Genomic DNA, 14,862 nt, shown 5'->3' with positions numbered 1-14,862 from the left:
CATGCAAAAATGATCAATAATTATTTCTGTAAAATTGGGGTTACCGGTGATCCATCAGTCAATTTATCAAAGCCGCTGGTAATAACACGATCGTTTTCCTTTAAACCTGAATAGACGATATAATTGTTTTTACTTTTGCCCGTAAGCTGGATATTTCGTTTCTGTGCTTTATTGTTTTGGTCCAATATATAAACAAAGGTTTTATCTTGCAATTCGTTTACAGCAATCTGAGGGATTTGAAGTACACCTTTCTTAATCTCAGCGATTTTAAGTGTGCCGCTACTTCCAGATCGGAGAATGTTATCATCATTTTGAAAGGTAGCCCGTAGGGAGATTGCTCCCGTGGTACGGTTGATTTGGCCATTGACCGCATCAACTATACCCTTTTTCGCATATTCTTCACCGTCGGCGAGAACTAAAGTCACCTCAGGAAATACAAGTTTTTTATTCTGGTTGTATTTCTTACCTTCCAAGCTATCTTTTTTTGCCTGTGCTTTTGAAAAATACAGAAAATCAGATTCATTCATGGAAAAATAAACATACACTTCCTGAATGTCGGAAAGATAGGTGAGGGGTTCTTTATCACCCTTTGATACCAAATTCCCGATACGCTTTGGAATCCGGCCAATGTAACCGCTTACCGGCGCCGTGATAACGGTAAAATCTTTACTGATCTGCGCCGAGCGTACGGCCGCGATAGCTTGGTCGAGTGTTGCCTTGGCAACTTGATAATCTGACTTGGCAGAGGAAAGTCTGACTTCCGAAATAACATCATTTTGAACAAGCGGTTTCAATCGGTCTACTTCAAGTTGTGCATTTTTAAGTTTGGCTTTAGCGACCTGTGCTGTAGCAACCATATTATTGAGGTTTTCCTGATAGGTGGAAGGATCAACTTTAAATAGCTTTTGGCCTTTTTGTACAAAAGAACCTTCATCAACATAAATTTCCTGAAGTAATCCCTCGACCTGGGGGCGAACTTCTACATTAACCTTACCTTCGATTGTTCCCAAATAATCCTTGATGGTAATAGCATCTGATTTCTTTACAGTATAAACCGGTAAGGCGACTTTTTTTTCTTTGCTTTTATTTTCTTTTGAAGAACTTGAAGAACAACTTACCTGAGTGGCTAAGGCTGAACAAATCAATAGAGATACGTTGAAAATAGATAATGTTTTTTTCTTCACAATGATTGATTAATTTTTACGATATATGTGTGTGTAATATGAATATTACAATATAAACGTCAAATAGTTTAATTATTGTGAAGATTAACATTTGTTAACATCTCCAATTGGAGTTAGTAATCCTTGAATTATTAATCAATATTAATGATTAATAGTTTCACCTGTTTGATAATGAATTTTTTAGGGGAAGGGATACATCATATTTTCCCCCGGAGGAAAATATGATGTTATTAAAATAAATATTTAAAATTTTAGGTGCTTTACGGTCAGCCCGTTATTAATAAGTTGTTTTAAGGCATCAATTCCTATGCTAATATGGGCCTCTACATATTTAGCCGTAACAGTCACGTCACTGACAGATGTTTTAACTCCTTCTGGAACCATTGGTTGATCCGAAACAAGTAGTAAAGCACCGGTAGGAATTTTGTTGGCAAAGCCGACACTAAATATCGTTGCTGTTTCCATATCAACGCACATCGCACGGATTGATTTCAAATATTTTTTAAAGGCCTTATCATGTTCCCAAACTCGTCTATTGGTAGTGTACACCGTTCCTGTCCAGTAATCCCGTTGGTGATCCCTTATCGTAGTTGATATAGCCTTTTGCATAGCGAAGGCGGGCAGGGAGGGGACTTCGGGCGGAAAATAATCATTCGATGTTCCTTCGCCTCGGATAGCAGCAATGGGTAAAATCAATTCACCCACGGGAATCTTTTTCTTGATACCACCGGTTTTGCCTAGGAATAGTACTGCTTTTGGCGCAATGGCTGATAATAGATCCATAATGGTTGCGGCCATAGGGCTTCCCATACCGAAGTTGATGATGGTGATTCCGCCAGCGGTGACCGACTGCATCGGCTTATCTTCGCCGTATATGGGCGCATTATCATGCATTTCGGAAAACAGTTGTATATATTTTGAAAAATTTGTCAAAAGGATGTATTCTCCAAACTCTTCTAAAGGTCTTCCTGTATATCTTGGAAGCCAATTGTTTACAATTTCTTCTTTACTTTTTAAACCTGGTGTTATCGGACTATTTACGGTACTTTTGCCACTTTCCTTTTTTGTCATAGTCATTATATTTAGTTTTTCGAATCTCTTATATTACTATAAACATTCCATTATGCGTATGTTATTATTGTAATATAAGATTTTTAATTCTTTTTAAAAAAAAATCCCGTTCAGCTGAACGGGATTTTTTTAAGCGACTTTAAGCTTTTTCAAATCGGACTTCTCGAATTTTTTCTTCGCGTAGTCCAGGGTGATTTCCAAAGCCTTCTGTCCCGTTTGCTCTTTTGTTGATGGAATCTCAAACATCGCATCCAGCATAATGGCTTCACAGATACTGCGTAAACCCCTAGCTCCGAGTTTGAATTCATCCGCTTTATCGACAATAAAGGTATAAACATCAGGATCAAATTTTAGTTCGATACCTTCATATTCGAATAACTTCTTATACTGTTTTACCAATGCATTTTTGGGTTCAGTCAAAATGCTTAATAAAGTCTCTTTATCCAACGGATTCAGATAAGTCAATACCGGTAGACGCCCTATAAGCTCTGGAATCAAACCAAAATTCTTTAAGTCTTGAGGAGTAATATATTTATATAAGTTATTCAAATCAATTTCCTCTTCGTCTTCATTCATTTTATAACCTACAGTCTGTGTACGTAAGCGGTTAGCAATTTTCTTTTGGATACCATCAAATGCACCGCCACAGATAAAGAGTATATTACTAGTGTTTACAGCGATCATTTTTTGATCAGGATGCTTACGACCCCCCTGAGGTGGAACGTTAACCACTGTACCTTCAAGAATTTTCAACAAAGCCTGTTGAACACCTTCACCTGATACATCCCTGGTAATCGAAGGATTATCGCTTTTACGCGCAATTTTATCTATTTCATCAATATAGATGATTCCCCGCTCCGCCGATGCTACATCATAATCTGCGGCTTGAAGTAAGCGTGTTAAAATACTTTCTACATCTTCGCCAACATAACCTGCCTCTGTCAGCACTGTTGCATCTACAATACAAAATGGTACGTTTAATATCTTGGCAACTGTCTTTGCTAACAATGTTTTACCCGTACCTGTTTCTCCGACGATAATTAGATTCGATTTTTCGATCTCAATTTCGTCTTTATCCACTTTTTGATTTAAACGTTTATAGTGATTATAAACTGCTACCGAAATTACTTTTTTTGCATCATCCTGACCGATCACATATTGATCCAAGTGAGTTTTGATTTCAAAAGGGCGGATCAACTTTAATGCCGTCTGTAATGTTTTGCTTTTTCGTTGTTTTAATTCTTCTGCTAAGATTTCGCCTGCTTGCTGGATGCATCTATCACAGATATGTGCACCGTTACCTGCAATGAGCATCTGAGCTTCATTTTTGCTTATCCCACAAAACGAACAATGAATGTCTCTGTCGTTATTCTTTGCCATTGTTATTTAATATTCTCCTTCTTAGGAAGTAAAATCTCGTCAATCATACCGAATTCTTTCGCCTCATTGGCTTTCATCCAGTAATCACGATCAGAGGATTTTTCTACCCATTCGTAAGTTTGTCCAGAATGATCTGAAATAATGGTGTATAATTCTTCTTTTAATTTCATCATTTCACGTAAGTTGATTTCCATATCAGCTGCAACTCCTTGAGCACCACCAGAAGGTTGGTGAATCATAACGCGTGAATGACGTAACGCTGCACGTTTTCCTTTTGCACCCGCAACCAAAAGCACAGCTCCCATTGAAGCGGCAATACCAGTACAGATTGTTGCTACATCTGGAGTGATATATTGCATGGTATCATAAATCCCCAGCCCAGCATACACACTCCCTCCTGGAGAATTAATGTAGATCTGGATATCGCGTTGCGCATCGGTAGACTGTAAAAACAAAAGTTGTGCCTGAATAATGTTGGCAACCTGATCATCAATACCGCTACCTAAAAATATGATGCGATCCATCATCAAACGTGAGAATACATCCATCTGTGCAACGTTCAATTGACGCTCTTCAACAATGTACGGCGTAAGATTTGTAGGAATGCTTGTCTCTGTGCGAGCGATGAAGCTATCAACGTGTTGACTTCCAATACGGTGATGCTTTACTGCATATTTTCTGAATTCGTTTTTATCTATATTCATCTTTTTATTTTTTTCTGTTCTGTAGGACTAATATAAAACTATATTTTATAAATCAAATAAATTGAAAAGATGTTTTACATCTACTTTACATTTTTTTTGTGGGCTCGACTCACCGTCTTGCGATTAAGTTATAGACTAGCTCCCTTTTTATATGTTTCATGCATAGCTTCTTAACCAATTTCATTATAGCTGGGGAGGTCTTCTAAAAATTCGTAGGATTCAGTCTTGAAATTAATTTTGCAATAGTAATGATTTATGCCGTTGCTCACTACTAAGTAGGGGATGCGATGAACGGTATTATAATTTGCAATTTGCTCAAATACTTGTTGGGTAATTTTTATGTGCGGTGCCTTAAATTCCGCCAAAACAACTTTATGACCATTGCTGTTGTATATTAACAGATCACTTCTTCTCTGAAGGTTATTTAATTTTAATCCGCCTTCGATATTCATCAGTGATTTAGGGTAATTTTTACTGATTGACAAATAGTTAATCCAATGCTGTCTCACCCACTCTTCGGGAGTTAATACCAGATCCTTTTTCCTGAGCTCATCAAAGATGTAAATCGCATTGTTCTTTTTGGATATTTTCGCTTTAAACGGAGGCAAGTTCAGTGGAGTGGGTGAAAACATGAACAAATGTACTAAAATTTTGGTAATACTAATAAATTGCCTCTGTCTGAAATATACTGTTTTTTTTATAAACTCTGTCTTTCTACGGCAAAGAAGTAAACCAACCGCTAGTTTGCCAGCTGCATTTTCTCGACTTTAAAGCAGTCAATTACTGCAGAGCTAAGCAATGAAGATAGATATAAAAGTATAACTTTGGGAAGTTCCAGGTTGATTTGCTATTAAAATTGTAATTTTGCTTCTCATGCACACCCTTTATTTAATATTTTGGAGATTTTTTGAAGATGCATAACAACATCCTTAAGAGTTGTCGAAGAAAGATCTCAAATTTGCGTGTGGCAGTACGAAAAGTGTTATTGAGGCCGAAGAAAACGAAAAATATCGATAGTTTTTACATATGAACATACATCCGATCTTATCCGATATTAAAAGCAGAGCTTTTAAACCTGTATATCTATTGCAGGGGGAGGAAAGCTATTTTATCGATACCATTGCTGATGCGCTTGAAGCGACGGTATTGACCGACGCACAAAAGGGGTTTGACCAATCCATTTTTTATGGAAAGGATGTTGATATGTCTACAATAGTCAATTCGGCTAAACGATATCCGATGATGAGCGATAATCAGGTTATCATTATTAAAGAGGCGCAAGAGTTAAAATGGAAGTCCGATACCGAAGAGCAGTTGACCAAGTACCTGGAGCATCTTACACCAACGACTATTCTTGTTTTTTGCTATAAACATGGCAAATTTGATAAGCGTAAAAAAATTTACAAAGTCTTCGAGAAAGCAGGATTGGTGATTGATGCTGCTAAACTGTATGATGATAAGGTAGCCCCGTGGATTGGATCCTACATGAAAGACGCAGGTTGGCGTATTCATCCCCAGGCTAGCGTATTGATTGCTGATTATCTCGGTAATGACTTGTCCAAAATATCCAATGAACTGGATAAGCTTATGCTCAATGTTCCCAGAAATCAGGAAGTAAGTATGGATGACGTCGAGCGTAATATTGGTATTTCCAAAGATTTTAATGTTTTTGAATTAAATACTGCATTAGCAAAACGGAATGCCTTAAGAGCGTATCAGATTGTCGATTATTTTGTGGCAAATCCCAAAAATAATCCTTTAGTTATGATCATTGGTCAAGTAGCGACTTACTTTACAAAAGTTCTAAAATATCATTATCTTATTGATAAGACTTCTGCCGCAAAGGAATTAGGCGTACATCCATTCTTTATAAAAGAATATGAACTTGCGGCGAGAAATTACAATCGTAGAAAAACTTTCGACGTGCTTAATGTTTTAAAAGAGACTGATTTAAAATCGAAAGGTGTTCATGTTCCCAGTAATTTTAATAGCGCAGAGATTCTCAAAGAGATGATCTATCGGATACTCAATTAACTAGCCAAACGGAGTTTGAAGCAGACAGACAAACTTGCCCAGCTATAAGACACCCCATAAGGTGTCTTTTTTTTACACAAATTTAATAATTAAACATTTGTTTAAATTAAACGTTTGTTTAACTTTGTCCCGCATTTAATAATAACGAGTTTAGTTTCGTTGCTTTAGATGCGAATGTATCTTTAAAGAGATAGGTGTTTTTATAATGGAATTTAACGAAAAACAGATTGATATTCTCCTCGCAGCAGAACGTCTTTTTGCAACAAAAGGGTTTGATGGAACTTCCGTCCGTGATATCGCCAATGAAGCGAATGTCAACGTGGCGATGATCAACTATTATTTTGGTTCTAAAGACAAGCTATTGGATACTTTCTTTGAATGGCGTGTTCCTGATTTTATGATCAATGTGGATGAACTTGCAGGTATTGATCATGCGTTGGATAAAATTGATGCGATGGTGGATCGATCAATTAAATCGATGAACTCTCATCGAAAGCTATATCACATTATTACCATCGAAAGTTCACTAAAACAACGGATGCTTATATCTGAAGCTTTTAGGAAACTCAAATTACACAATTTAGAAGTGATCTCTTCCGTAATCAATGATGGGGTTGCACAGGGGGTATTTAAGGAGGGGTATGACCCGATCTTAATTCATTCGATGATGATGGGAACTTTTATGAATTTCCAGATGAACCATAGCTTTTTACAGGATCAGTTGCATATCGATAATGATAAAGACTATGCATGTTATATAGAAACAACTTTGACAGAATTTATACAGAAAACAATTAAAGCTTTATTGACATATGAAAAATAAGTTGGCCAATTTAAGTGCTTTATTACTTCTAAGTCCCATGGGTTTATTGGCACAAGACAATAAGCATATGACTTTGGAAGAGATAATTCACTTGGCCGCAAATCAAAGCGTGGAAGCGAAGTCTGCTGATACCAAGATATTTGGAAGGCAGCTCGAAGTCGAAACTGCCAAATCAAAGCAACTTCCCGACGCAAAATTGGGGGGACAATACATGGCGATGACTACTCCAAATGTGAATTTAAAGTTGGCATTGGGTGAAGGAGGGGCTGCGCCAGATATTGCCGCGAATCAATTGTGGTTAGGACAGGCATCGGTAAGCCTGCCAATCTATACCGGCGGAAGGATCAAGGGGGGCATTGATATTGCAAAAGATGTATTAAGAGCCGAAGAATACAACGCTGTAGCAAATAAGGAACAATTGGCTATACGCGCAATTAATCTTTATCTAAGCCTTTATAAGGCTCAGCAAACCAATTTGTTGATTGCAGAAAATATTAAACAGTCTGAGCAGCGGGTTTCGGATTTTAAAGCTATGTTAGACAATGGATTGATCGCTCGTAATGACTTATTGAAAGCTGAGTTGCAGTTATCTAATTATCAGGTATCGCTTCAGGAAGCGCAGAAAAATATCAAGGTACTGAATTATCAATTGGCTAATTTCCTGAAGATTGACGAAGATACACAGTTGGATCAGATTAATCTAGCGGATGTGAGGGGTGTTGATTTGGGCTTAAAGGCATCATTTGATGCTGCGAGAAGCACCCGTTCGGATGTGAAATCGATGGAATCTCAACGTCTGGTTGCTGAAGATCAGTTGAAAGTAACTAAAGCTGCTGCCATGCCAACTGTCTCTGCAACGGCAGGTTATAATGCTTTTGGCCTTCAAAAAGTGGTTACTGTAACCAATGCAGCGATGATAGGCGTGGGGGTATCGTATGATATAGGTTCGCTTTATAAGAACAAAAGGGAGGTTAATGTCGCCAAAAATCGTATTAAAGAAATCGATGAACATATTGAACTATTAAACGACAAAGTGAAAGTTCAGGTACAGCAGGCGAACGAGAACTATATGTTGGCACAAAAGCAGGATGTAGTATATCATCAGGCGCTGGATCAGGCAGTTGAAAATTATCGTATTACCAAAGATAAGTATGATAACGGTATTGCAGATACAGATGATTTGTTGACGGCAGATGTACAGCAACTTCAAAGTAAAATTAACCTTGCGATCAGCAAAGCAAACACAATCGAAAAATACTATGACCTTCTATTGGCAAATGGGTCGTTAAATATTAAATAGCAATTAATCTAGACATGGAAAATACAATAGAAAACGCACCTGAGAAAAAAGGTACAAATAAAAAATTCACCATTGTTTTGGCTGCACTCGTTATTTTCGGTGGGGCTTACGGTGGCTATAAATACCTGCATGGTCAAGCACACGAAACGACTGATGACGCACAAGTAGAAAAAAACATGAGTCCGATTATTCCCCGTGTTGGTGGATTCATTTCGAAAGTCTACGTAAAGGATAACGATTTGGTTAAAAAAGGCGATACCTTGTTTACCATTGAAAGCCAGGATTATCAGGTTCGCGTAGATGAAGCTTTAGCAGCACTTGCAGCGGCTCAAAGCAGTTTTGATGTTTCAAAGGCGGATGTGTCTGCGTCTTCGGCAAATGTAGCTATCTCTGATGCAACGATCCAATCGAATTTGGGAAGCATTGAAGCAGCACGTATTCGTGCCAAGCAAGCGAATAATGATTATATCCGCTATCAAAACTTATACAACAACCAATCGATTACGAAGCAACAATATGAGCAAGCTTTAACCGCTAAGCTAGAAGCTGATAAGCAGGTTGAAATTTTGCAACAACAACGTAATGCAAGTGCATCTCAACGCAATGCAATCGTTAGTAAAACAACAGTAGCTTCTAAGCAAACTTCCGTTGCTGAAGCAAATATAAAGAGAGCGAATGCGCAGCTTGAAGCGGCTAAATTGAACCTTTCATATACAGCTGTACTTGCATCGGTTGATGGGCAGGTGTCTAACATTAAGGTTCAGCCCGGTCAAATGGTCAATCCAGGTCAATCTTTGTTCTACATTGTCGATAATATTGAAACTTGGGTCGTTGCCAACTTTAAAGAGACGCAATTGGAAAAAATGAAGCCTGGTCAAAAGGTGGGAATCAAAGTGGATGCTTATCCTAATATCGAATTTGAAGGTGAAGTAAATTCTTTTTCACCAGCTACTGGTTCACGATTCTCTTTATTGCCGCCAGATAATGCAACGGGTAACTTTGTGAAAACTGTGCAGCGTTTGCCAGTAAAAATTAAATTGACAAAAGACAATAAAGCAGAAAACGTGGCTTTGCTCAGACCGGGCATGAATGCTGACGTAGATGTGCATGTTCAATAACTATGGAAAATTTAAATCAACAAGATAGTCTGGTTGAATATGGTTTTCGACGCGTCGTAATCACGATTACAGCAGTGCTTTGTGCGCTGTTGGAAATCGTGGATACAACCATCGTCAACGTGGCTCTGAACGACATGAAAGGTTCGTTGGGAGCGACATTGACCGATGTCGCTTGGGTTATTACAGCGTACGCAATCGCTAACGTAATTGTGATACCGATGACCAGCTGGTTGTCCCAACAATTTGGTCGAAGAAATTACTTCGCGGCTTCTATTATCATCTTTACAGTATCTTCATTTTTATGCGGTAACGCGACCAATATTTGGGAGCTTGTTGCATTTCGTTTTATACAAGGGATGGGCGGTGGAGCCTTGTTGGTAACGGCACAAACCATCATCACAGAGAGTTACCCGAAAGAAAAACGTAGTATGGCTCAGGCCATCTATGGTATGGGGGTTATTATTGGTCCTACATTAGGTCCTCCTTTAGGTGGATATATTATCGATAATTTCTCTTGGCCTTATATATTTTATATCAATGTGCCCTTAGGGATTATTGCTACATTGTTGACCTTATCTTTTGTGCGCAGCCCTAAATATAGCCAAAAGCAATCTGCAAATGAAGTGGATTGGTTTGGTATGATCTTTTTAATTATGTTTATCGGTTCTCTTCAATTCGTTTTGGAGCACGGACAGCAGGATGACTGGTTCGACGACCCTTTGATATTAGGCTTATCAATCTTATCTGTTTTCGGGCTATTGTTCTTTATCTGGCGGGAACTGGTGTATGACAAACCCATTGTTAACCTGCGTGTATTGAAGGATAAGAATTTGCAGGTAGGTGTGGTGATGAGCTTTATCCTCGGTTTTGGCTTGTTTGGTTCGACCTTTATTATTCCCATCTATACGCAGTCAATTTTGGGATGGACAGCGACCGATGCGGGTTTGCTCTTATTACCAAGTTCGATCATGACAGGTATCATGATGCCTTTTATAGGAAAGATGATCCAAAATGGTGTTCCTCAAAAATATATGGTTGCCGTGGGACTTAGTATCTTTTTTGGCTTCTGTTTTTGGATGTACAGTTTAATGACGAATGACACGGGCTCGGAGCACATGTTTTGGCCACTGATTCTACGCGGAGTTGGACTGGGTTTGTTGTTCGTACCTGTTATGACGCTTTCTTTATCGACATTGCAAGGTAAATCAATTGGTGAAGGTGCTGCCTTTACAGGGATGATGCGTCAGTTGGGTGGTTCGTTCGGAATTGCCTTGATCACGACATTTATTGCCCGTGATAGCCAAAAACATCGTGTCGACCTGGTTGCCAATTTAGATCCAAGTAAATTTGATGTGCAACAACGGGTGCAACAATTGCAAATGAGTTTTCAGTCGAAAGGCTTTTCGCCTAATGAGGCGCTGGCCAAAGCGCATCAAATATTAGACATGAGTGTGATGAAACAAGCGACCGTTTTATCTTATATGGATGTGTTTTTGTATCTCGGGGTTGTCTTTCTGATTTGTGTTCCTTTTGTATTGATGATCAAACAAGGGAAAACACAGATCGATATGTCCAGTGTACATTAGTATTAGATTCGTCTGCTGCGCTGTTATTATAGTGCAACATCCTTGAAGAACAATTTATCGTTCAATTAAGAAGTCCTCAAAAAGTGTTTAACTTTTTGAGGACTTTTTTTATGCAGATTCTTTCTTGGTAGGGAAGCACTTTGGGTTGACGTTTCTTCTTGTTTGGACATGGTGTATCAAGCAAGCAAGCAAGCAAGCAAGCAAGCAAGTTCTATAAACAAAGTCTTTTGAAGAGCTTTTCCGCGTGGATGACAGAAGCAGTCAACCTGATGCAGTATTACGGTCAATTATTTATCTGCTGCTGTAACTAAGTCTGCAAATGATTGGCAATAAGATCTAGCCATAATATCCCAGCTATATTGTTTTAGGGTATTCTGTTTGAACTGTAGGCTCAGGCTTTTATAATGGACTGGATTTGCTAAAATGGCTTGAAGTTGTTCGATCCATGCGTTTTGGTTTTCGCTTGGCAGTAGAAGCCCATTGTAATTGTGTGCAACGGCGCTTTTAATTCCTTCTAATTCGGCGGCGATAACGATGGTGCCTGCGGTGGAAGCTTCCAGACAGACGAGGCCAAAGCCTTCCATATCACCGGCCACTTCAATATTGGGCATCAAAAACGCCTGTGAGTTGGTCAAGAGACCTTGCAGTTGTTCGAATGAAACCTTTCCAAGATGTTCAATTTTTTCGGGGTATGCTTTCAGTAGCTTTCGGATCTCTTGCTGATCGGTCGGAAATCCGAGGAATAAGGTGATTAAATGATTTATCTTTTTGGGTATAAGCTGCAATAGGCGTTCTTTCCATGTAGGTTCGTGATCGAATGGACCTACCATCAGTAATTTGAAATCACCCTGGATAGCGGGAATGACATGTTTCATCAACCACGAGAAGCCCTTCCGTTTAACAGGGCGTCCCAAAGTGATAAAATAGGGTTTGCTTTCGCAGGCTGGTTCATTGTTTTCAGTGGAGTAGTGTATCGGATCTACACCGTTGGGTATAACAATAATTTTGGATGGATCGATACCACGTAACTGGGCGGCGTCGGCGGTAGCTTGGCTAACCGCAATAAGCTGATCAAATGTATTAAACCGCGGTATGATCTTACGCTGAAAATAGCGAAAGGGAAAGACGATATCCAGTCCGTGAAGCGTGGCAACTCGTTTTAAATGTGAATATCCTTTGTGAAAAGAGGCTAAAGACGCAATTAAGCCATCATTAAAGTGAATAAGCTTGATGCCGGGGTTATCGTTAATTTTGGCTAGAATTCGGCGATTCAGCTGGAAGAAAAAAGCTAAAAGAGGTTCCCGGTTGTCAAAGACTAAGGTGTGTACCTTCAAGTAAAGAGCCGCAGTATTGATCAGTTCAAAGCTTTGTTTTTCCATACCGCCAACATTTGGGGGATATTTGTGGCTGACAAATAGTATTTCTATTTCAGATGGATACATGTACTGGTTTCCTTTTGATGCATAGATAAAATATAAACCCCAACGCTACCCAGGTGAGCTGTCGACCGCGACGTAATAATGAAGCACTGAGCCAAATACTACCCCCAGTAATACCGATCATATGGAGTAGGAGTTTATTGGCGATTTCTTCAATGCCCAGTTGCCCTGGAATAAAAGCACCGATGCTTTTCAGCACAATGACACTCATATCTACTATTAGACCATGTATTGGTTGTACTGCAACACCCAAAAATTTTAGAATATAATAGAATTCAAGGCTGCCAATAATCCAATGTAGTGCAAAAAGTAAGTAAGAATACCAAAAAACCTTATTTTGATGCTGATAAAAGTCTTTAACGTTCCAAAGTAGTGACTGAACATGCGCTTTTGCTTTTCCAAAAAGTGTTGCTGTTGAAGCCCTGGTTTGCGAGGGACTTTTTGCAACTATTAACCAATAAAGTATCAGGATCATCAAAAGGAACAAAAATAGACAGATCATATATATTACTGGGCCTGCGTAGCGTATAATTTCATTTTTTAAAGGAGAAAATACCAACCAAAGCATAGCAATCAAAAAGAGTGTCAATTGAGACAGTACGGCGGTAATACGGGATATTGCAACTGAATTCAATCCTTCTTTTAAGGGAATGTTATAATGGGTTATCAATTGTGCCTTTAATAAATCACCACCTATAATGCTTGTAGGGTTGAATAGTCCAACGGTTTCCCCGATTTGACGGATGGCAAAGAGTTCGATCAGATTGACCTTCTTTTTTGCGGAGCCCAAGCATATCCACCAAGCTAATGTGCCTACAAAGTAGGCCGCGAAAGTCGTAAACAAAATAATTATAAAACGATAACCAACGGAGGAGAGCTCTTTTTTCAAGGCATTTAAGTCGCTTTTCGCTAAAAAGAAAGTTATGGACGCCAGAATCAAAAATAGAAAAATACCTTTGATGAGTTGGCTTGGGTTTGTTAGTTTGCCCATGCCAAATCGACTTCCTGTGTTTTGTCAATCAATAGTTCAATGTCATTAAAATAGCACCCAGATAGTCTATTCCAATCCAGTTGTCCGACATAGGATAGACCTTCATTGATGAGATTCTTTTTTAGGCTCACGTCAGAGAGAATTTTTTTGAGGTAGTAAACATATCCAGCTGCATTTTCAGGTTGACACTTAAATCCATTTTTCCCGTGCTGAATTAAGGAAGCCGAACCTCCTCCATCAGCGATAACACAAGGAAGTCCGGATGCCAATGCTTCGACAACGACATTTCCGTAAGTTTCTGAGACCGACGGAAAAACAAAGGCATCTGCCGAAGCATATAGGATTGCAAGCTCATCATGGCTTTTCTTTCCTAAGAAAATGGCATTAGGCATCTCTTGCATTGCAATTATTTTGGCTATTCCTTCACCGACAACAATGAAATTATAGTCGAGGTTTTGTGCCTGTATCTGTTGATAGATTTCAATAAGCATTTTAATATTTTTTTCCCAGACGATACGGCTGACAAAAAGGATTGTTGGTTTATCATTCTTTGTGATGGTCTGCAGTTGAGATAGATTCTTTTTTTTGGGGTTAAACAGAGCTGTGTCTATTCCTCTTTGCCACAGCTTTAATCCTTCTTGTTGTAAGCCGATCTGCTGTAATTCGTTTAGAATAGATTTGGTGGGTACATAGACAATATCACATTTGTTATAAAAGTTATTCATTGCTTTTTTCATCCATTGTTCAGTTGGCTTGACCAAGGGGAGTATGTTTTTGAAATAATAGGCAATGTATGAAATGAAGTGTGTATGATAGATCGTAAGGACAGGAATACCTTTCCGTTTGGCATAATTTAATGCAAAAAAACCTAAAAGCGAAGGCGTTGCAATATGGATCATGTCGGGAGCAAATTTATCTAAGGCGAGCTCAAGTTTCTTTTTAATAAGCTGTGGAATAGCGAGACAATAATCGTCGTTGACCGGTATTTTGAATGTGGGTACCTTGTAAGAATGAAAATTGCGAAATTGCGTAGGGCCGCCACCATAAATAAAAAAATAGTTGAATTTCTGCTGGTCTATACGGTTTATTAGCTGAAACATTGTCCGTGATGCACCGTCGAAATCCTCGACGAGTATCTCTGTAAAGAAGGCTACCTTTCTCATGTTATTCTTATTAGGGGTTGTATAAAAATAGCTGAAAGCTGTAACCCCTATGCTATGCAGGTATTAACC

General features: G+C 38.8%; 13 protein-coding genes. 5 read left to right on the top strand and 8 right to left on the bottom strand.

What is annotated here, in order from left to right; translation table 11 throughout:
* Window positions 1-20: 20 nt before the first annotated feature.
* From VXM68_RS19275 to VXM68_RS19255, 5 genes are all read right to left on the bottom strand, one after another.
* Window positions 21-1,184 carry an efflux RND transporter periplasmic adaptor subunit gene (locus tag VXM68_RS19275; protein WP_294182541.1) on the bottom strand — a complete coding sequence of 388 codons (1,164 nt, stop codon included), beginning with the start codon at window positions 1,182-1,184 and terminating at the stop codon, window positions 21-23.
* Window positions 1,185-1,427: 243 nt separating this feature from the next.
* Window positions 1,428-2,261 carry an AMP nucleosidase gene (locus tag VXM68_RS19270; protein WP_294182539.1) on the bottom strand — a complete coding sequence of 278 codons (834 nt, stop codon included), beginning with the start codon at window positions 2,259-2,261 and terminating at the stop codon, window positions 1,428-1,430.
* A gap of 123 nt (window positions 2,262-2,384) precedes the next feature.
* The gene (clpX, locus tag VXM68_RS19265; RefSeq protein ID WP_209574484.1) at window positions 2,385-3,635 is read right to left on the bottom strand and encodes an ATP-dependent Clp protease ATP-binding subunit ClpX; all 1,251 of its coding nucleotides are present in this window, start codon (window positions 3,633-3,635) and stop codon (window positions 2,385-2,387) included.
* A 2-nt stretch (window positions 3,636-3,637) separates the two neighbouring features.
* Window positions 3,638-4,339, bottom strand: coding sequence for an ATP-dependent Clp endopeptidase proteolytic subunit ClpP (clpP, locus tag VXM68_RS19260; RefSeq protein ID WP_209574482.1), 702 nt, complete (start codon window positions 4,337-4,339; stop codon window positions 3,638-3,640).
* 170 nt (window positions 4,340-4,509) lie between these two features.
* Window positions 4,510-4,971, bottom strand: coding sequence for a type I restriction enzyme HsdR N-terminal domain-containing protein (locus tag VXM68_RS19255; protein ID WP_294182536.1), 462 nt, complete (start codon window positions 4,969-4,971; stop codon window positions 4,510-4,512).
* A gap of 394 nt (window positions 4,972-5,365) precedes the next feature.
* On the opposite strand from VXM68_RS19255, the gene holA reads away from it, so the two are divergent.
* The 5 genes from holA to VXM68_RS19230 all read left to right on the top strand — a co-directional run bounded on the left by holA (window position 5,366) and on the right by VXM68_RS19230 (window position 11,200).
* Entirely contained in the window at window positions 5,366-6,373 is a 1,008-nt protein-coding gene (gene holA, locus VXM68_RS19250) for a DNA polymerase III subunit delta (RefSeq protein WP_294347104.1), read from the top strand.
* A 205-nt stretch (window positions 6,374-6,578) separates the two neighbouring features.
* Entirely contained in the window at window positions 6,579-7,196 is a 618-nt protein-coding gene (locus VXM68_RS19245) for a TetR/AcrR family transcriptional regulator (protein ID WP_294182532.1), read from the top strand.
* On the top strand, window positions 7,186-8,496 hold the full coding sequence (locus tag VXM68_RS19240) for a TolC family protein (protein ID WP_312330460.1): 1,311 nt from the start codon (window positions 7,186-7,188) through the stop codon (window positions 8,494-8,496). The genes VXM68_RS19245 and VXM68_RS19240 overlap by 11 nt, the downstream gene beginning before the upstream one ends.
* A 14-nt stretch (window positions 8,497-8,510) precedes the next feature.
* A complete protein-coding gene (locus VXM68_RS19235) occupies window positions 8,511-9,614 on the top strand; it encodes an HlyD family secretion protein (protein ID WP_209574472.1) in 1,104 nt (367 codons plus the stop codon).
* Window positions 9,615-9,616: 2 nt separating this feature from the next.
* Entirely contained in the window at window positions 9,617-11,200 is a 1,584-nt protein-coding gene (locus tag VXM68_RS19230; protein ID WP_294347108.1) for an MDR family MFS transporter, read from the top strand.
* 287 nt (window positions 11,201-11,487) lie between these two features.
* Here VXM68_RS19230 and VXM68_RS19225 read toward each other — a convergent pair whose 3' ends face one another.
* Genes VXM68_RS19225 through VXM68_RS19215 form a run of 3 tightly spaced genes read right to left on the bottom strand, consistent with a single transcriptional unit; the run spans window position 11,488 to window position 14,793 of the window.
* Window positions 11,488-12,579 (bottom strand): glycosyltransferase family 4 protein, encoded by a 1,092-nt coding sequence (locus VXM68_RS19225; RefSeq protein WP_367209732.1) that lies wholly within the window; start codon window positions 12,577-12,579, stop codon window positions 11,488-11,490.
* A 49-nt stretch (window positions 12,580-12,628) separates the two neighbouring features.
* Window positions 12,629-13,630, bottom strand: coding sequence for a lysylphosphatidylglycerol synthase transmembrane domain-containing protein (locus tag VXM68_RS19220; protein ID WP_367209731.1), 1,002 nt, complete (start codon window positions 13,628-13,630; stop codon window positions 12,629-12,631).
* Window positions 13,618-14,793: a glycosyltransferase family 4 protein gene (locus VXM68_RS19215; RefSeq protein WP_367209730.1), complete on the bottom strand. Its 1,176-nt coding sequence runs from the start codon at window positions 14,791-14,793 to the stop codon at window positions 13,618-13,620. Before VXM68_RS19215 ends, VXM68_RS19220 begins: the two co-directional genes overlap by 13 nt.
* Between the last annotated feature and the right edge of the window lie 69 nt (window positions 14,794-14,862).

This window comes from Sphingobacterium sp. R2 (genome assembly GCF_040760075.1).
Taxonomy (GTDB): domain Bacteria; phylum Bacteroidota; class Bacteroidia; order Sphingobacteriales; family Sphingobacteriaceae; genus Sphingobacterium.
Note: the sequence above shows the minus strand (reverse complement) of the source record. Positions and strands in the feature narration are given on the sequence as shown.